We start from the raw sequence: 18,061 nt of genomic DNA on the forward strand, positions 1-18,061 counted from the left end.
GCTCAGTTCCAGTCGCCGATCGCGGCCTGGATCACCGCCATGGCGGCGACGGCGGCCGTGTCGGCGCGCAGGATGCGCGGGCCGAGCGGAATGGCGGTGACGAAATCGAGGCTGCGCAGAAGGGCGCGCTCCTCTTCGGAAAAGCCGCCTTCCGGGCCGACCAGCAACGCCAGTTGCTTCTCCTTCACCTGCGTCAGCAGCGGTAGCGGATTCTGGCCGGCATCGCCTTCGTCGCAATAGACGATGCGCCGCTCGCGCGGCCAGCGGGCGAGCAGATCGGCAAGCTTCACCGGTTCCGCCACATCGGGAATGCCGAGGATGCCGCATTGCTCCGCAGCCTCGATGACATTGGCCCTGACCTTGTCCAGATTGGTGATCTTGCCCTGAACATGCTGCGTCATGACCGGCTGCAGCAGGCCGGCGCCCATCTCGACGGCCTTTTGCACGAGATAATCCAGCCGCCCCACCTTCAGGGGCGCGAAAAGATAATGCAGGTCGGATGGGGCCGGTTGCGGGCGCGTCTCCTCGACCGGCGTCAACAGGATGCGCTTGCGGGAAGGAAAGGAGACGCTGGCCTTCCATTCGCCGTCGCGGCCGTTGAAGATGAGCAGTTCGGCGCCGTCCTCCATGCGCAGCACATTGGCGAGATAGTTGAACTGATCCTGGTCGGCTTCGATGGCGATGCCGGCCTTGATGTCCGAAGTCACGAACAGCCGCTGCATGCGGAAATTGGCGCGCATGGATTACCCCCTGAAGCGATTCCGGAACAGGCGCGGGGCGGCCTTCCGTCCGGAATTGCGAGACAATGAAAGATAGAGCGGTTCATGCATCCGATGAAAAACCGAACCGTTCTAAATGAAGAGCGCGACCATAACCCAATATACGGCGGCGGCAAGAAGGGCTGCGACGGGCACGGTGATCGCCCAGGCGGCGACGATGGTCATGAAATGGGAGCGGCGCACGAGACGCCGGCGATGGACCTCGTCGGGATTGCGCTCGTCCGCATTGTCCGGCTCGCTCCAGGGAATGCCGGCGGCCTCGGCCTTCTTGCGCATATAGTCGAAGCGCCGCCTGGAGCGGCTGGTGGACCATTCGCGGAAAAAACCGACTCCGAAAACCGCGCCGACCGCAATATGGGTCGAGCTTACCGGGAAGCCGAACCAGGCGGCGACGATGACGGTGAGGGCCGCGGACACGGCAACGCAATAGGCCCGCATCGGATTGAGCTTGGTGATCTGTTCGCCGAGGAGCCGGATCAGGCGGGGGCCGTACAGCAGAACGCCGACGGCAATGCCGCAACCGCCGATCATGACGACCCAGAAGGGCGCCTTCTGCGTCGTCGTTTCGGCCACCACGCCAAGCGAGCCGCCAAGGCCGATATCGCGCACGATGGCAGCCAGCGGGCCGATGGCGTTGGCGACGTCGTTGGCGCCGTGCGCAAAGGACATCAGCGCCGCCGAACAGATCAGCGGCAGGCGGAAAAGCTTGCGCAGCGAGCTGTTCTTGTTTTCCAACCCGATAGATTGCGCCGCCACCAGCGGCCTTGCGCAGAGCCAGACGACAAGGCCGAGGCTGACGCCGATCGCAAGGTTCAGCAGCGACGGTATGGCGCCCTTTGGCTCGAGCTGGACGACGAGGTAAGCCGAGAAGGAGCCCGCCATCAATCCGATCAGGATCGGAATCCAGTATCTGGCGGCGGCAATCTTGTCGTCGCGGTAGATGATGAAGGTCTCGATGAAGAACAGGATGCCGGCCGCAATGCCGCCGCCGAGGAAGGGTGTCACCACCCAGCCGGCGGAAATTGCCGCCAGCATGTTCCAATTCACGAGTTCGGGGCCGACCGCCGCGGCACCGGCGCCGACGACGGCGCCGACGATCGTATGCGTGGTCGAGACGGGCGCCTTCAGCCAGGTGGCGAAGTTGATCCAGAGCGCGGCCGCGAGAAGTGCGGCCATCATCAGCCAGGCAAGCTTGCCGATGCTGATGATGCGGTTGGTGTCGACGATGTGCGTCGAGATCGTGTCGATGACCGGGCCGCCGGCAATCATCGCGCCGAGGATTTCGAAGGCGGCCGCTATGACAAGCGCCTGCGTCATGGTGATCGCGCGCGCGCCCACGGCAGCGCCGACATTGTTGGCCACGTCCTTGGCGCCGATGTTCATGGCCATGTAGCCGGCAAGGGCCACGGCGGCGAAGATCAGCGTCGCACGCGGCTGGTCGAGCACGTAAATGCCGGCAAAAACCATGGCGAGGCCGAGGAAGATCAGGCCGAGGCCGGGCGCTACCAGGCGTTTTGTGACGTGATGGGTCGCATCCTCGACATAGGTAAATTTGTCGAGGTCCTTATCGAGCGTCCTTTTTGATGGCGTGGCCGGTCGGTCGGGCATGCAAATCTCTGAATCAAAACTCTCGTATTGCGCTGACCGATGCGGCGCGCAATATCCGCCACGTATTCTGGCACAGTTTCTTGTGAGTAATGTGGCTTACTTCGCCTGCACCGCCGCAGCCGGTTTGGCCGCCCGCCGGCCGAAGCCGAGAATGATGTCGCTCAATTCCTGTTCGCGGACGCGTCCGGCCGCGTCTTCGCAGGAAACCCATTCGAGCGAGCGCTCGCCCTTCTCCTTGAAGTTCTTGACGAGTTCGCTGACCTCCAGCGCATAGACCTGTACCCGGCACGGTATCTGGATTCCATCTTTCAGCAGCTTGTCATAGCCGAAAGAGCCGAGCGGCTCCGTTTCCACCGTGCCGCGGACGCCGGCCTCCTCATAGGCTTCGCGGGCCGCAACCTCATGCGAGAGTTTGCCCGGCATCGGCCATCCCTTCGGAATGACCCAGCGGCCGGTGTCGCGGCTGGTCAGCAGCAGCACCTCGATATCGCCCGTCTTTTTCTTCAGCCGATAACAAAGCGCGGCATATTGCTGCCGCGGCGGACGCCGAAACATGAGTTGCACGTCATTTGCTATGCGGCTGAGAATGGCCAATTGTCGGTTCACCTTTTGGGAAGTTGGAGTGAAGGACTGATTCTATATTAGCATCATGTGGAAAAAATTTGCTCTCCATAGAGTGCTATATGGTATTTCCCCACAAATTTATTGAGTGGTGGGTAGGTAAAAAGGCGAGGATTTGGCCTCTGATATTCGCCAGCGATTGTGCTGAAGGCGACATTGAACAGCATTTTCATGCCGCAGATGACGCAGCTGCTTGGTTGCCGGCCCGATCGCACTGAAAAGAAAGATAAAACCTTGCCGTCCGAATCCGTTTCATCCCGACGCCTGCCGCCTCTGAACGCATTGCGCGCCTTCGATGCCGTGGCGCGGCGCGGCAGCATCCTGAAGGCCGCCGGCGAGCTTGGGGTGGTGCGCGGCGCCGTGAGGCAGCAGCTGAACGTGCTGGAGGCCCATTTTGGTACGGCCCTGTTCGAGCGGGAAAACGGCAGGCTGGTGCTGACCGTAAAGGGCAGGGCGTTCGCCGATGCCGTGGGCGTCGCCTTCGGCATTCTGACGCGGGCTTCGGCGGAGCTGTCGATCGGCGGCCGGCGCTCCATCCGGCTCGGCGTTCCCTCGGCCTTCGCCGTCTGGTGGCTCATGCCGCGCGTCGCCGCCCTGCAGGCTGCGCTTCAGGATATCGATGTCGACATCGTGCCGATGGCTGTGGTGGAACCTCTGGCCAAGCGCCCGGATCTCGAGGCGGTCGTGATGGGCGGCGAATACAGGCCGACGCGCGATGTTACCGCCATCCGCTTCATGGAGGATGAGTTTGGCCCGGTTGCGACGCCTGACATGGCCGGCCGCCTCGGGCTTGCTGCCGGCGTCCCGGCGCTCGCGGGGGCAGTCGCCCTTGCAAGCCGGTCGGCCCCGAGCCTCTGGAGCGACTGGTTCGCGGAGAGCGGTCATGCCCCCGTCCGCTTTGCCGGCAGCCGCGACTTCGAGGATCTGCTGCTTGCGATCGGCGCGGCCCGTTCAGGCCTGGGCATTGCCATCGCGCCGCGTACCGCCATCGGCGACGATATCGATCGCGGCACCCTGGTCGCACCTTACGGCTTCATCCGAAGACCGGCCGGATACAGTCTCAGCATCCGCAGCAGCGATATAAAGGATCCGGCTCTTGTCCGGCTCGCGGACTGGCTGAGCAAGGCGGGAGCCGTGCAGCCTTGACGGGATTATCCGCCGCGATCGGGCTGCCCTGGCAGATTTTCTGCCATGTGGCGCATCGCAATGTCCATCGACAGGGTATTTCCCGTCGTGCCAGATCGCGGCATCGAACCGGCCGGCAGGAGCGCATCATGGAGCAGCCTTCTTCTCTTTCCCGTATAGACTGGGTGGCGCGCAGCTGCCGCCTGCTGGCCGCCACGGCGGCGGAATTTCGCGACACGCGGCCATTTGCCGGCCTGACCATCGGCACGGGCATCCATCTAGAGCCGAAGACGGTCGCGCTGCTGATGACGCTGCGCGCCGGCGGCGCGGGCCTCGTCTGCACCGGCAACCTCAACAGCACGCAGCCCGAAACGGTCGACTATCTTCGTGCCCAAGGGATCAAGGTCTTTGCCACCCAGACCCGCAATGCCGACGAGCATGGCGCGAGCCTCGATGCGATCATCGAGGAGAAACCGGACCTGCTGCTCGACAATGGCGGCGATCTCTTTGCCCGCGCGGCTGAACGACCCTACGCCGGACTTATGGGCGGCACCGAGGAAACCACCTCCGGTCGCACCCGGCTCATGCCGATGCGTGACAGGCTCAACATGCCGATCCTCGTCATCAACGACAGTCCGATCAAGCAGTTCGCGGAAAACCGGCATGCCGTCGGGCAGAGCATGTTCGAGAGCTACCTGCGTTTCACCAACCGTTCCACCAACGGCAAGCGCGTCACCGTCTTCGGTTACGGCGCCTGCGGCAAGGGCGCGGCGGCATGCTTCCGCAATGCGTTTTCCGCCGTCAGCGTCGTCGATATCGATCCGGTCACGACGCTTGAGGCGCACCTCGACGGCTTTTCGACCCCGTTGCGCGAGGCTGCGATCCGCTCCGCCGATATTCTGCTGACCGTCACCGGCTATGCCGGCATCATCACGGCAGCCGATCTGCCGTTGATCAAGGACGGCGCCATTCTGATGAACGGCGGCCACTTCCCGCATGAAATCGATGTCGAGGGCTTCCGCAACAGTCCTGCCGTCGCGGCTATCGATCGTTATGAGGCCGAGCAGATCGAGACGGTGCGCCTGCACGACGGCCGCGCCTTCCACATCCTTGGCGGTGGTCACATGGCCAATCTCGCTGGCCCGCGCCCGCTCGGCAATACCGTCGAATCCATGGATCTCGGCTTTGCGCTGCAGGCCCGGTGCCTGGAGCGGGTAGCCACGGGCGGTCTTGGCAGGGAGGCCTGCGTCATCCCAGTTCCGGCCGATATCGATGCCTCGGTCGCTTCCGCCTATCTCGATCTGGCGCGCTAGAGCGGTTCCTCGTTTCACGGAATCGATGAACCGCTCTATCCCTTTGTTTATACGCGATTCCGGACGGAAAACCGCTGCGCACTTTTCCTGGAATTGCTCTAACCGTCAGACGTCCGCGAGCGCTTGCGGCAGCAAGCGCTCGTAAAGCGCCGCCATTTCCTCGCCGAAGCAACAGAAGATCACCTCCTCGAAGGCGCCATCCCTGCTTTCGGCAAGGGAGGTGCGGATCGCAATACCTGCCGCCGGCTCCGCAGGAAAGCGGTATATGCCCGTCGATATGGCGGGGAAGGCGATGGTCTTGAGCCGGTGTTGCCGGGCAATGCCGAGGCTGTTGCGATAGCAGCCGGCAAGCAGTTCCTCCTCGCCGTGATCGCCGCCATTCCAGACGGGGCCGACCGTGTGGATGACGTGCCTTGCCGGCAGGCGATATCCGCCCGTCATCTTCGCCTGCCCGGTCTTGCATCCATTCAACGTCCGGCATTCGGCGACGAGGTCCGGCCCGGCGGCGCGATGGATCGCGCCGTCCACGCCGCCACCGCCGAGCAGGCTGCTGTTGGCCGCGTTGACGATCACGTCGACCGGGAATTTGGTGATGTCGCCGAGAGCTACGGTGAAGCGCGTCTGCACGATGGGGACAAGATCGGAGCGAACGATCCTTGGCGAAGACATGGCGATCTCCTCGAAAGAGCCCTCTATCTCTCCCAATACGGAACAGGCCCGTAAAGTTCCGCAAGGAAATCGATGAAGACGCGCACTTTGGCCGGCAGGAACTGTCGACTTGGGTAAACGGCCGAAAGCGTGACGTTGTGCGAGCCTTCATAGGCCGGCAGGACCTGAACGAGGCGGCCGTCCCGCAGTTCCGTGCCGACGTCCCAGGTGGAGCGCAGGGCAATGCCGAGGCCGGCGATGACGGCTTCGCGCACGACTTCGCTGGAGTTGGTGATGAGCCTGCCCTCCGGCCGGAAGATCAGGCTTCCCTTCGGTCCCTCCAGCCGCCACGGATCGTGGTTGTGTGCCGGCAGGCAGACATGCCGGCGCAGGTCCTCGATATCCTGCGGCATGTCGTGGGTCGCGATATAGGCCGGCGATGCGCAGAGCACGCGGCGCACCGGCGCGAGCCTGCGGGCGACGAGGCTGGAATCGGTAAGCTCCGCAATACGGATGGCAAGATCGAAGCCGCTTCCGACGATATCGACGAATTCGTCGCTCAGCACCAGGTTGAGCGCCAGTCCCGGATGGGCCTGCATGAAGGATTTCAGATGCGGCGCGATGTGGAGGCGACCGAAGGATGTCGGGGCCGATATTTTCAGCGTGCCGTGCATCTGCGAGGAGCGCCCGGCAATATAGGCTTCCGCCTCCTCCAAACCGGCGAGAATGGCAAGCACGCGGTCGTAGAAGCCCTGACCGGCTTCCGTCAATGAAATCTGCCGCGTGGTGCGCTGTAGAAGGCGCGTGCCGAGCCGGTCTTCGAGCCGCTTTATGCGCTTTGAAATGACGGCGGGCGAAAAGCCGAGTGCCCGGCCGGTCAGCGACATGCTGCCTGTGGCGACGACGCTGGCGAAGATTTCGAGATCCCCTAAATTGGTCATGCACAATTATTTCCTGTTTTGGAATAAATGCTTATCATTTGCGCCGAATTTGGGAAAGCGCTAAGCCAGTTATGCGCTAAAAGGAGGCTGCGCCCGAAATCGGATGCAGGAGGAGGACGGCATGGCCGAGGCCATTTCATTTCTGGAACCCCGAGCGGATGTTCTGGCTCGCCGCAGCGCCATCGTGGCAGATCTGGCCGATCTCCTGGCGCCGGAATGTCTGATCCACGAGCCGCGCGAGCTCGTGCCCTTCGAAACCGATGCCTTCGTGTCCTATCGCCGCCTGCCGCTTGCTGTCGCGCTGCCGCGCTCGACGGCGGAAGTGGCGGCGGTCATGAAATATTGCCATCGCTACGGCATTCCCGTAGTGCCGCGTGGCGCCGGCACGTCGCTGTCCGGCGGCGCCATTCCGCAAGAGGATGCCGTCGTTCTCGGTCTCTCGAAGATGAACCGTATCCTCGACATCGACTACGCCAACCGAACCGCGACCGTACAGGCGGGCGTGACGAACCTGCACATCTCCGAAAGCGTCTCGGCCGATGGCTTTTTCTACGCGCCGGACCCGAGTTCCCAGCTTGCCTGCACCATCGGCGGCAACATCGGCATGAATTCCGGCGGCGCGCACTGTCTGAAATACGGTGTGACGACCAACAATCTGCTCGGCGTCAAGCTGGTGCTGACCGACGGCACCGTCATCGATCTCGGGGGCAAGGCGCTGGATGCCGCCGGCTACGATCTGCTCGGCCTCGTCTGCGGCTCGGAAGGCCAGCTCGGCATCGTTACCGAGGCGACCGTGCGGCTGCTTGCCAAGCCGGAGGGCGCAAGGCCGGTGCTGTTCGGCTTCGACAGTTCCGAGGAAGCGGGCGCATGCGTCGCCGATGTCATCGCCGCCGGCATCGTTCCCGTCGCCATCGAGTTCATGGACAAGCCGGCGATCGGGATCTGCGAGGCCTTCGCCAAGGCCGGCTATCCCCTCGATGTCGAGGCTTTGCTGATCGTCGAGGTGGAGGGGTCCGAGGCGGAAATGGACGACATGCTTGCGAGCATCGTCGCTATCGCCCGTAATCACAAGGTCAAGACCGTGCGCGAATGCCAGTCGGCGACGGAAGCTGCCCTGATCTGGAAAGGCCGCAAGTCCGCTTTCGGCGCGACCGGCCGCATTGCCGATTACATCTGCATGGACGGCACCGTGCCGCTCAGCCAGCTCTCCCATGTGCTGAAGAAGACAGGCGAGATCGTCGATGGCTACGGTCTGCGCGTCGCCAATGTCTTCCATGCCGGCGACGGCAACATGCATCCGCTGATCCTGTTCAATGCCAACGATCCCGAGGATGCCGCAAAGGCGGAAGCGGCCGGCAACGATATCCTGCGCCTCTGCGTCGATGCCGGCGGCTGCCTCACCGGCGAGCATGGCGTCGGCATCGAGAAGCGCGACCTGATGCGGCATCAATATGCGGATGTCGATCTTGCCCAGATGATGTCGGTTCGCGCCGCTTTCGATCCGGGCTGGATCCTCAACCCGTCCAAGGTCTTCCCGCTCGACGGACGCAACGCCGCATGAACGAATTTCGACCCACGACGGAGGAGGAAGCAGCCTCCATCATCCGCGATCATACGGCGCGCGGCGCTGCTCTGGCGATCGTCGGCGGCAATACGCGATCCGGCTTCGGCAATGCGGTTGCGTCGGACGCGGTGCTGTCGTCGCGCGGCATTGCCGGCATCGTCGCCTATAATCCGGGCGAGATGGTCATGACCGCCCGTACCGGCACGCCGGTCGCAGAGATCGAAGCGGCGCTTGCCGAGGGCGGCCAGATGATGGCGTTCGAGCCGATGGATCACAGGCCGCTGATGGCGACGCGAGGCGAGCCGACGATCGGCGGCATTTTCGCCGCCAACGTCTCCGGCCCGCGCCGTTTCGTCAGCGGTGCCGCGCGCGACAGCCTGCTTGGCGTCCGCTTCGTCAATGGCAGGGGCGAGATCGTCAAGGCCGGCGGGCGGGTGATGAAGAACGTCACAGGTCTCGATCTGGTCAAGCTGATGGCCGGCTCGCATGGGACGCTCGGGCTGCTGACCGAGGTGACGTTCCGCGTGCCGCCGAAGCCGAAGACCGAGGAGACGATTGTCGTATCCGGCCTTAACGATGCGGCGGCGGCCAATGCCATGGCCGCGGCCATGGCTCTGCCGCTCGAGGTTTCGGGCGCCGCCCACCTGCCGCTGACCGTCGCATGGGCCTTCCTGGGCGGCAAGCTGCCGCAAGGCGAGGCGACGGTGCTGCGCCTCGAAGGTCTTCCCGGCTCCGTTTCGGTCAGGGGTGAAAAGCTGGCCGCGGCGATGGGCCGGCTCGGGCCGGTAAAGCGCCTCGACGCGGAGGAAAGCCAACGGCTCTGGCGAGAGATCCGCGACGTGAAACCCTATGCCGACGGAACGGCGCGTCCCATCTGGCGCGTATCGGTCGCGCCCGGCATCGGCCATCAGCTTGTCGCGGCCCTTCGTCTGGAAGCGGGCGTCGATGCCTATTACGATTGGCAGGGCGGCCTTGTCTGGATGCGCATGGAAGCCGAGCCGGACGGCGATACGCTGCGTCGCTATATTCATGCTCTTGGCGGCGGACACGCGACCTTGCTGCGCGTGACGCCGGCCCATCGCGCGATGACGCCGGCCTTCCAGCCCCAGCCGGAGGCCGTGGCGCTGCTTTCGGCGCGCGTGAAGGAAAAGTTCGATCCGGCGGGAATTTTCAATCCGGGGAAGATGGCGTGATGCGGATGATGACTTTGGCTGGCCACCCCCTCACCCTAGCCCTCTCCCCGTGGGGGAGAGGGGATGTTTCGAACCTCGGTTGTTCCTCCGTGGCAAATGGGGAAACGTGGCGCTGGTCTCCCCTTCTCCCCTTGGGGAGAAGGTACACGATAGGGCGGATGAGAGGGCTCGACTCGAGGCGACAACCATCTTTTTCCTTACTGAAGCGAAAGTAGAGGGGGCCTGATGCAAACCAATTTCACGCCCGAACAGCTTGCCGATCCGCATGTGGCCGAGTCCGAGGCGATCCTGCGCAAATGCGTGCATTGCGGCTTCTGCACCGCCACCTGTCCCACCTATGTCACGCTCGGCAACGAACTCGACAGCCCGCGTGGCCGTATCTATCTCATCAAGGATATGCTGGAAAACGGCCGGCCTGCCGATGCCGAAGTGGTGACGCATATCGACCGCTGTCTTTCCTGCCTCGCCTGCACGACCACCTGTCCCTCGGGTGTCGACTACATGCACCTGATCGACCATGCGCGCGTGCACGTCGAAAACACCTTCAAGCGTCCGCCGATGGACAGGCTGACCCGCAATGTGCTGGCCGCCGTGCTGCCCTATCCCGACCGTTTCCGGCTGGCTTTGCAGCTTGCGAATCTCGGCCGGCCGTTCAAAGGCCTGCTGAAGCGTGTTCCGGCGCTGAAGGCCTTCGCCGCCATGCTCGATCTTGCGCCGCGCAGCGTCCCGGCGCCGTCGCCCTTCGCCAGGCCGGGGACGCATGCGCCGCATGCGGAACGGCGGGGCCGCGTGGCGATCCTGACCGGCTGTGCCCAGCCGGTCCTCGATCCTGAAATCAACGCGGCGACCATTCGCCTGCTGACGCGTCTCGGTGTCGAGGTTGTGGCGCCGGAGGGCGAGGTCTGCTGCGGTTCGCTGGTCCACCATATGGGGCGTGAGGAGCAGGCGCTCGCCGCCGCCCGCGCCAATATCGATGTGTGGTTGCGCGAAATCGAAACCGGAGGTCTCGACGCCATCATCATCACCGCGTCCGGCTGCGGCACGACGATCAAGGATTACGGCCATATGCTGCGGCTCGATCCGGCCTATGCCGAAAAGGCGGCAACGGTTTCGGCGCTCGCCAAGGACATTACGGAATATCTCGCCGGGCTTGATCTGCCGTCGCACATGCCGCGCGGCATCACGGTCGCCTACCACTCCGCCTGTTCCATGCAGCACGGGCAGAAGATCACCATGGCGCCGAAGCTCTTGCTGAAGGCGGCAGGCTTCACGGTGCGCGACCCGGCGGAAGGGCACCTCTGTTGCGGCTCGGCCGGCACCTACAACATCATGCAGCCGGAGATTTCGGCCGAGCTGAAGGCGCGCAAGGTCAGGAACATCGAGGCGACGCGGGCCGATATCATCGCCACGGGCAATATCGGCTGCATCACGCAGATTGCCACGGGAACGGCGATCCCGATCCTGCATACGGTCGAGTTGCTGGACTGGGCCTATGGTGGCGTGATGCCAGAAAAGCTGAAGGGACTGCAACCAGCCGCCGCTTAATGAAGCCCGCCCGGCGGCGGCGCCCGGTGCGCCTGCCATTCGCCCTCGAACCGATCGGCTGCAATGCGCGTCATGCTGATGCGCTCCTGTCCTTCCTCGAAGAATATGCCGTCCACCAGGCCGGCGATGCCGTCGTAAAACGAACCCTCCACAAGGCTGGTGATGCGCTGCATATCTTGCCTGCGCGCGACCAGATCGGCAACCGACATGCATTGCCGGCGGCCGTCCGCGAACACGTCGATAAGCCGCGGCACGTCGCCGGCGACGTCGACCTCGTAATAGACCACGACCGGCTCCTCGCTTTCCGGATGAATCCAGTCGCATCGGTAGTAGGAAAAGCTCATGGGCGGCAGCCTAGCACATTATTCGCCGGGCCTGAACGGGTTTGAGGATCGCTGGCGACTTCGGGACAAATATTGCTAGAGCAATTCCAGGAAAAGTGCGCAGCAGTTTTCCGCCCGGAGTCGCGTAAAAACAAAGGGATAGAGCGGTTCATCGATTCCGTGAAACGAGGAACTGCTCTAGAAGTTGAAGGAGACGCCGAAGTTGAGGGCATGCGTGAAGACCCTCGTCTTCAGCGTATCGCCGCTGTCGATGGAGACGTCGTTCACGAAGTTGTAGTTGCCCTTGTATTCCACGAAGGTCGACCAGTGCGTGGCGAACTGATAGCTGACGCCGGCCTGTGCCTGTAGCGAAGCGCCGCCGAATTCGTAATCGAAGGTGCGGCCGGATGACCGGGTGACTTCGACGTGCGGCACGTTGATGCCGGCGCCGAGGCCGACATAAGGCGTCCAGTTGCGGCTCGGGTCCTGGAAGCGGTAGAGCGCATTCAGCGTCAGCATGTTCAGGCCGTCGGTGAACTCGAAATGCGACCAGCCGGGCGTATTGCCGAGATCGCCATAGACCTTGGCATGCGTGTAATCCAGCGACACGCCCCAGTTCGGCTTGTCGAACTGGTCCAGCCACCAGATGCCGCGAAAGCCGAAATAGGGCGGCATCTTGAAGGACTTGCCCGACCAGTTGGGGTCGAAATCGGCGCCGTCGGAGGTCGTGACGTTGCTGCCGGTCGCGCCCTGCACGCCGCCATAGGCGGAGAATTGCATTTCTGCCGAAGCGGAACCGGCGGCAGATACGAATGCTGAAATCGCAACCGCGGCAAGGGCCGGCTGCGTGATGCGAAAGGCACGATGCATGTGAGATCCCCGGATGGCACAGTGCTGCTATCTAAGCGCGCTTCCGTGACACTACTATTGCGGCCACCGGTCAGCAGGCATGGCTTAGGCGGGAAAACTGACGGTAAGCTGAAAGGAACGGGCCGCGTTTCGGCGGACCGGCCCGATAGGTGCGGGCTGTAACAGTGGCGCAACACCGAGGCCTGCCATTATCTTTACGAATGGCGCCCGGCCGGAAATGCGAGCGCCCCGAGCCTGTCCCGGTTCGGGGCGTCATTGTCGCGGATGCCGTGGGCAGGGCAGAATGCCGAGGCGTGTCAGCCGCCGAACAGTGTCCTCAGCACATCGACGCCGCGATCCTGGTAGCTGACCTCGCCCTGCTTGTTGCCGGGGCCGACGACGATGACCTTGGTGCCGACCGGAACCCGGTCGTAGAGATCGATCACGTCCTTGTTCATCATGCGGATGCAGCCGGAGGACATGTTGAGGCCGATGCTCCAGGGCTGGTTGGTGCCATGGATGCGGAAGGCGGTGTCGTTGCCGTTGCGATAGAGATACATGGCGCGCGCGCCGAGCGGATTGTCCTCGCCGCCTTCCTGATAGGCCGGCAGCTTGTGGCCCTTCTTGGCTTCGCGCACCCGCATTTCCGGCGGCGGCGTCCAGCCCGGCCACTCCGCCTTGCGGCCGACCTTGACGACGCCCGACCAGCCGAAGCCGTCGCGGCCGACGCCGATGCCGTAACGTCTGGCGCGATTGTTGCCTTCAACGAGATAAAGATACTTGTTGTTGGTATCGACGATGACGGTGCCCGGTTCCTCGTTCGTCGCCAGCCGCACCATACGGCGCTGGAACTGCGGCTTCACCTGGCCCTGCGGTTCCATCGCGACCCGAACCACGTCGCCGCGTGTGGCGGGTGCCGCATAGGGTGCGGACGCGGTGAAGGCTGCTGCATTCGATGCTGCAAACAGACACGCCGCAACGACTCCTGTCGTCACGATCGACAATGCTGCTTTCATAATGGCATTCCCCTCATTGAATACAGGAGGAAATTACCGGAACGGACGAGGGGATCAAGATCAAAATGCCCGATGCGAAGAAGGGTGGGGAAGAGCCGTCCGCTCTTCTGTCGCCGGCTTCACTATAGCCGGAACTATAGTGAAGCGGCATTCCGGTGCGGCGAACCCTCCCGTTTTTCGATTGGGAAAGGATCGCCGGCTGCCTTTTCAAGCAATCACATCACGATGACGCGGGTGCCGACCTTCACGCGGTTGTAGAGGTCGGTGACGTCTTCGTTGCGCAGGCGGATGCAGCCGGAGGAGACGGCGTTGCCGATGGTCCAGGGCGCGTTGGTGCCGTGGATGCGATAGAGCGTGGAGCCGAGATACATGGCGCGCGCGCCGAGCGGATTGCCTTCGCCGCCCTCCATGTGAGCCGGCAGATAGTGGCCCTTCGCCGCTTCGCGTGAGATCATTTCGGCCGGCGGCGTCCAATCCGGCCATTCCTGCTTGCGCGTCACGGTATGGGCGCCTGCCCATTCGAAACCGGGCTTGCCGACGCCGACGCCATAGCGCCGCGCCTTGCCGCCATCCATGACGAGGTAGAGGAAGCGGTTGTTGGTGTCGATGACGATGGTGCCGGGTCTTTCCTTGGTCTGGTAGTCGACGATTTGCGGCAGGAATTGCGGATCGAGCTGGCCGCGGATGGCCGGATATTGCGGACGGACGACCGCGACCTGTTGCACGACGGGACGCGAGAACAGGCCGCGCGGCTGCACGACCCGGCGTACCTGCGGATTGCCGGGCTGTTCCATTGCGGGATCGGCTGCGCGGCGTGCCATCGGGCGAACGGGGTAGACGACCGGCTGCACGCTGCCGCCGCCAAGCTGCATCACCCAGGGGGCGGTCAGGTCCGGACTGACGATGACGGGCGGGCGCGACTGATAGCGGTCGTTGGCGAAAGCAGTGGAGGCAAGCAGGCTCAGAGCGCCGGCAGCACACAGAACGGCATGTTTCATCATCGGACAAACTCTCTACACATGGGCCGAGGATGGGCGCGGCCGCGCCCGGTCGAAACCATGGTGCCACTTGCACGCGAGCGAATGGTAAACATCTATTCATCAAAATGCCGCGAAGCCGATAAAGCTTTGTCAGGGTTACCGCCTGGTTTGGAAAGATGGTTTGCAAGTGGTAAATCATGAATCGGAATGCGCGATCGTCGAAGTCAGCCTATGATTTTAAGCGTTTGATTGATCTGGTTTTATCCGATAGTGGCTTACTGGTTTCCGGTGGCGCGCGCTGAAATAGGGGACGAATCGCAAAAATGGCCGAAACAGGCATCATCACCGGCGAAGACGGCAAGGACCGCTGCTTCTGGCATGGCAACCTGCCGGAATACCAGCGCTATCACGACGAGGAATGGGGCCGTCCGGTCGTCGACGACATCAGGCTCTTCGAAAAAATCTGCCTGGAAGGCTTCCAGTCCGGTCTTTCCTGGCTGACGATCCTGCGCAAGCGCGAGAACTTCCGCGCCGCCTTTGCCGGCTTCGATTTCGAGAGGGTCGCAAGGTTCGACGATGCCGACATCGAGCGCTGCCTTGCCGACGCCGGCATCATCCGCCATCGCGGCAAGATCGTCTCCACCATCAACAATGCCCGCCGCGCCATAGACCTGCGGGACGAATTCGGATCGCTCGCCCGGTATTTCTGGAGTTTCGAGCCGACCGCTGCCGAACGCCCGGAGGTCTTCGATCTCGCGCATCTTCGCGCCAACCCGACGACACCCGTCTCCGTGCGGATTTCGAAGGATTTGAAGAAGCGCGGCTGGACCTTCGTCGGCCCGACCACCGTCTATGCCTTCATGCAGGCCATGGGGCTCGTCAACGATCACATCGAAGGCTGCTATTGCCGGAAAGAGGTGGAGGCGATGCGCTGCGCATTGGTGCGGCCATGAGAGCCGCTCTTATAGGTCTTTCCATTTCGATTGTTGCACTGCTCGCAAACGTCCCGGCCTATGGGCAGGATGCCGAACAACAACAGCAGTTGCCGCAGCTCGACCGCGGCGAAAAGCTCGAGAAGATCGCCTTGCCTGCCGTTCTCGAGAAGCTGACGGGCTGGACGAAGTTCGGCAAGGGCAAGGTCTATATGCTGCCGCTGAAGAAGGGCCAGCATGTGCGCATCACTTTCAGCTCCAAGAGCAAATACGCCTACATGGCGATCTTCGATCTGTCGTCGAGCGAGGACGAATCCTTCTTCGGCACGGATGAGGACGGCAACACGGCGGACGTGACCGTCAACGAGGATACGACCTGGCTGATCAAGCCCTATTATTCGCGCGTCACCCGTCGCCGCGGCCTCGGCGCACCTTACGAGATCCTTATCGACCCTAATCCGCCGGCCACGCAGCAGCCTCCCGACCAGCAGAAGGATAAGGGGCCGATGCTCTTCCCGCCGCGCGCGAAGCAGGGGCAGTGAGCTTACGATAGTCCCTCGATCACCCCGTGCAGTTCGCCGAGATGCCCGATCTTGCGGAAGCGTGGCGCCTCGGTCGGCTCCTCGATGTGCTCGAAGGACCATGTGAGCGCATGCGGCACGAAGACGCCGTAGCTGCCGGCGGCAAGCGCCGGCACGATGTCCGATTTCAGCGAATTGCCGATCATCATCGCGCGTTCCGGCCCGTCGCCCACCTTGGAAAAGATGCGGCGATAGGTGGAGGCGTTCTTGTCCGAGACGATCTCGACCGCGTCGAAGAGATCGCCGAGCCCGGACTGGGCAAGCTTGCGCTCCTGATCGAAGAGGTCGCCCTTGGTGATCAGCACCAGCAGATATTTGCCCGACAGCGCTTCCAGCGTCTGGCGCACATGCGGCAGGGTTTCGACGGGATGGGCGAGAAGATCGCGGCCGATATCGAGAATCTGCGCGATGACGTTGGCCGGCACATTGCCTTCGGTAATCTCGACGGCGGTCTCGATCATCGAGAGCGTGAAGCCTTTTATGCCGAAGCCGTAGTGGCTGAGATTGCGCTTCTCCGCTGCCAGCAGCCGCGCCGAAATGACGTCGCTGGCGGCGTGATCGGCGAGAAGATCGGTAAATTGCAGTTCCGTCAGCCGGTAGAATTGTTCGTTCTGCCAGAGCGTGTCGTCGGCATCGAAGCCGATCGTGGTCAAGGGGCGTTGCGTCATCGGTAAATCCGTTCTGCGCATGACATGAAGGATGGAGTCTATCCGGCGGTGGATCGGAAGCAAGGGCGGTTGCCGGTAACCGCATCGTGATCGATCCGGGGTCTCGCGTTGAAATCGGATTCCGGTGCATTATGTCGTTGTTGTCTCGATCGCCACGGAACCAGAGCCGCGCCTCGACGACTGTCTTCCGACCTCTCCGCGGCAGCGCCGGTAATGGCGGCCGTGCCGGGGCCAAATTATAGCCAAGAGAATAAGAGTCCACAGGCCGGAGGCATTCTTCCGGCTGACCACAAGGGAATTTCTCCTATGCGTTACAATCAACTCGGCAATACCGGCCTGTTCGTCTCCGAACTTTGCCTGGGCACGATGACCTTCGGCGAAGCCAATCCCGGCAGCCCCTGGGGGTCCATCGCCGACGTCGACCAGGCCTTGGCCGACAAGATCGTTGAAAGTTCGCTCGCCGCGGGCGTCAATTTCATCGATACCGCGGACGTCTACTCCTTCGGCAACTCCGAAAAGTTGCTCGGTCACGCCCTGAAGAATCTCGGCGTTGCCCGCAAGGATGTCGTCATCGCCACCAAGGTCTACGGCGTCATGGGCGACAAGCCGAACGACCGCGGCGCCTCGCGCGGCCATATCATGGATTCGGTCCAGGCCAGCCTCGACCGCCTGCAGACCGACCACATCGACCTCTATCAGATCCACGCCACGGACAGGGTGACGCCGATCGAGGAGACGCTGCGGGCAATGGACGATCTCGTTTCGCGCGGTCTGGTGCGCTATGTCGGCGTTTCCAACTGGCAGGCTTGGCGCATCGCCAAGGCGCTCGGCATTTCCGAACGCCGCGGCTTTGCCCGGTTCGAAACGGTGCAGGCCTACTATTCCATCGCCGGCCGCGATCTGGAGCGTGAAATCGTGCCGCTGATGGCGGAAGAAAAGCTCGGGCTCATGGTCTGGTCGCCGCTGGCGGGCGGTCTGCTTTCGGGCAAGTACGGTCCCGGCGCTGCCGGCAATGGTGAAGGGCGCCGCGCGACTTTCGATTTCCCGCCCGTCGACAAGGATCGCGCCTGGGCCTGCGTCGCCGCCATGCGCGACGTGGCCGAGAAACACGGCGCCAGCGTCGCCACGGTGGCGCTTGCCTGGATACTGGCAAAACCCTTCGTCACCAGCATCATCATCGGCGCCAAGCGTCTCGATCAGCTCGATCAGAACCTTGCCGCTGTCAGGCTCAAGCTCGATGCCGACGATATTGCCAAGCTCGATGAAGTCAGCGCGCTCCCGGCCGAATATCCCGGCTGGATGCTGGCCCGCCAGGGTGCGCAGCGCGTGCCGCAGCCCTTCGAACCGAAAGCCTGATATCACGCAGAGGCCGGGC

Annotated in this window: 18 protein-coding genes; 8 read left to right on the plus strand and 10 right to left on the minus strand. The window is 63.0% G+C overall.

All coding sequences use genetic code 11. The annotated features are described in order from the left end of the window. Positions 1-2: 2 nt before the first annotated feature. The 3 genes from ACJJVH_RS01550 to ACJJVH_RS01560 all read right to left on the minus strand — a co-directional run bounded on the left by ACJJVH_RS01550 (position 3) and on the right by ACJJVH_RS01560 (position 2,981). Positions 3-740 (minus strand): 16S rRNA (uracil(1498)-N(3))-methyltransferase, encoded by a 738-nt coding sequence (locus tag ACJJVH_RS01550; protein WP_112802617.1) that lies wholly within the window; start codon positions 738-740, stop codon positions 3-5. Between the two features lie 111 nt (positions 741-851). Next, the gene (locus ACJJVH_RS01555) at positions 852-2,387 is read right to left on the minus strand and encodes an inorganic phosphate transporter (RefSeq protein ID WP_412064594.1); all 1,536 of its coding nucleotides are present in this window, start codon (positions 2,385-2,387) and stop codon (positions 852-854) included. Positions 2,388-2,483: 96 nt separating this feature from the next. Then, positions 2,484-2,981 carry an NUDIX hydrolase gene (locus ACJJVH_RS01560; RefSeq protein WP_412064595.1) on the minus strand — a complete coding sequence of 166 codons (498 nt, stop codon included), beginning with the start codon at positions 2,979-2,981 and terminating at the stop codon, positions 2,484-2,486. 261 nt (positions 2,982-3,242) lie between these two features. On the opposite strand from ACJJVH_RS01560, the gene ACJJVH_RS01565 reads away from it, so the two are divergent. Together ACJJVH_RS01565 and ACJJVH_RS01570 are read left to right on the plus strand one after the other, a co-directional pair. Beyond that, positions 3,243-4,154, plus strand: coding sequence for a LysR substrate-binding domain-containing protein (locus ACJJVH_RS01565; protein WP_412064596.1), 912 nt, complete (start codon positions 3,243-3,245; stop codon positions 4,152-4,154). A 128-nt stretch (positions 4,155-4,282) separates the two neighbouring features. Beyond that, positions 4,283-5,446: an adenosylhomocysteinase gene (locus ACJJVH_RS01570; RefSeq protein ID WP_113404968.1), complete on the plus strand. Its 1,164-nt coding sequence runs from the start codon at positions 4,283-4,285 to the stop codon at positions 5,444-5,446. 105 nt (positions 5,447-5,551) lie between these two features. On the opposite strand, the gene ACJJVH_RS01575 is transcribed toward ACJJVH_RS01570, so the two are convergent. After that, positions 5,552-6,115 (minus strand): O-acetyl-ADP-ribose deacetylase, encoded by a 564-nt coding sequence (locus tag ACJJVH_RS01575; RefSeq protein ID WP_113503962.1) that lies wholly within the window; start codon positions 6,113-6,115, stop codon positions 5,552-5,554. A 23-nt stretch (positions 6,116-6,138) separates the two neighbouring features. Next, the gene (locus ACJJVH_RS01580) at positions 6,139-7,035 is read right to left on the minus strand and encodes a LysR family transcriptional regulator (RefSeq protein ID WP_412064597.1); all 897 of its coding nucleotides are present in this window, start codon (positions 7,033-7,035) and stop codon (positions 6,139-6,141) included. A 121-nt stretch (positions 7,036-7,156) separates the two neighbouring features. Between ACJJVH_RS01580 and ACJJVH_RS01585 the strand changes: the two genes are divergently transcribed. The 3 genes from ACJJVH_RS01585 to glcF all read left to right on the plus strand — a co-directional run bounded on the left by ACJJVH_RS01585 (position 7,157) and on the right by glcF (position 11,337). Continuing rightward, on the plus strand, positions 7,157-8,596 hold the full coding sequence (locus tag ACJJVH_RS01585) for an FAD-linked oxidase C-terminal domain-containing protein (RefSeq protein WP_113359822.1): 1,440 nt from the start codon (positions 7,157-7,159) through the stop codon (positions 8,594-8,596). Beyond that, positions 8,593-9,792 carry an FAD-binding protein gene (locus ACJJVH_RS01590; RefSeq protein ID WP_412064598.1) on the plus strand — a complete coding sequence of 400 codons (1,200 nt, stop codon included), beginning with the start codon at positions 8,593-8,595 and terminating at the stop codon, positions 9,790-9,792. The genes ACJJVH_RS01585 and ACJJVH_RS01590 overlap by 4 nt, the downstream gene beginning before the upstream one ends. 225 nt (positions 9,793-10,017) lie before the next feature. Then, on the plus strand, positions 10,018-11,337 hold the full coding sequence (gene glcF / locus ACJJVH_RS01595) for a glycolate oxidase subunit GlcF (RefSeq protein ID WP_412064599.1): 1,320 nt from the start codon (positions 10,018-10,020) through the stop codon (positions 11,335-11,337). Here the strand turns inward: glcF and ACJJVH_RS01600 are convergent. The 4 genes from ACJJVH_RS01600 to ACJJVH_RS01615 form a co-directional block, all read right to left on the minus strand. Next, positions 11,334-11,681: a DUF6881 domain-containing protein gene (locus tag ACJJVH_RS01600; protein WP_112795464.1), complete on the minus strand. Its 348-nt coding sequence runs from the start codon at positions 11,679-11,681 to the stop codon at positions 11,334-11,336. The genes glcF and ACJJVH_RS01600 overlap by 4 nt on opposite strands. Positions 11,682-11,858: 177 nt before the next feature. Next, a complete protein-coding gene (locus tag ACJJVH_RS01605; RefSeq protein ID WP_112795466.1) occupies positions 11,859-12,530 on the minus strand; it encodes a porin family protein in 672 nt (223 codons plus the stop codon). Between the two features lie 296 nt (positions 12,531-12,826). After that, positions 12,827-13,525 (minus strand): L,D-transpeptidase, encoded by a 699-nt coding sequence (locus tag ACJJVH_RS01610; protein WP_113371646.1) that lies wholly within the window; start codon positions 13,523-13,525, stop codon positions 12,827-12,829. A gap of 215 nt (positions 13,526-13,740) precedes the next feature. Next, a complete protein-coding gene (locus ACJJVH_RS01615; protein WP_112795468.1) occupies positions 13,741-14,526 on the minus strand; it encodes a L,D-transpeptidase in 786 nt (261 codons plus the stop codon). A 302-nt stretch (positions 14,527-14,828) separates the two neighbouring features. Here ACJJVH_RS01615 and ACJJVH_RS01620 point away from each other — a divergent pair, with 302 nt between their 5' ends. Both ACJJVH_RS01620 and ACJJVH_RS01625 read left to right on the plus strand, forming a co-directional pair. Next, positions 14,829-15,458, plus strand: coding sequence for a DNA-3-methyladenine glycosylase I (locus ACJJVH_RS01620; protein WP_113359696.1), 630 nt, complete (start codon positions 14,829-14,831; stop codon positions 15,456-15,458). After that, positions 15,455-15,979: a hypothetical protein gene (locus ACJJVH_RS01625; protein WP_412064600.1), complete on the plus strand. Its 525-nt coding sequence runs from the start codon at positions 15,455-15,457 to the stop codon at positions 15,977-15,979. The genes ACJJVH_RS01620 and ACJJVH_RS01625 overlap by 4 nt, the downstream gene beginning before the upstream one ends. 2 nt (positions 15,980-15,981) lie before the next feature. On the opposite strand, the gene ACJJVH_RS01630 is transcribed toward ACJJVH_RS01625, so the two are convergent. Next, positions 15,982-16,686 carry an HAD family hydrolase gene (locus ACJJVH_RS01630; RefSeq protein WP_113359698.1) on the minus strand — a complete coding sequence of 235 codons (705 nt, stop codon included), beginning with the start codon at positions 16,684-16,686 and terminating at the stop codon, positions 15,982-15,984. Positions 16,687-16,992: 306 nt separating this feature from the next. Between ACJJVH_RS01630 and ACJJVH_RS01635 the strand changes: the two genes are divergently transcribed. Continuing rightward, on the plus strand, positions 16,993-18,042 hold the full coding sequence (locus tag ACJJVH_RS01635; RefSeq protein ID WP_412064601.1) for an aldo/keto reductase: 1,050 nt from the start codon (positions 16,993-16,995) through the stop codon (positions 18,040-18,042). The last annotated feature ends 19 nt before the right edge of the window (positions 18,043-18,061 follow it).

Origin of the sequence: Rhizobium sp. SYY.PMSO (genome assembly GCF_046840415.1) — a bacterium.
Taxonomy (GTDB): domain Bacteria; phylum Pseudomonadota; class Alphaproteobacteria; order Rhizobiales; family Rhizobiaceae; genus Rhizobium.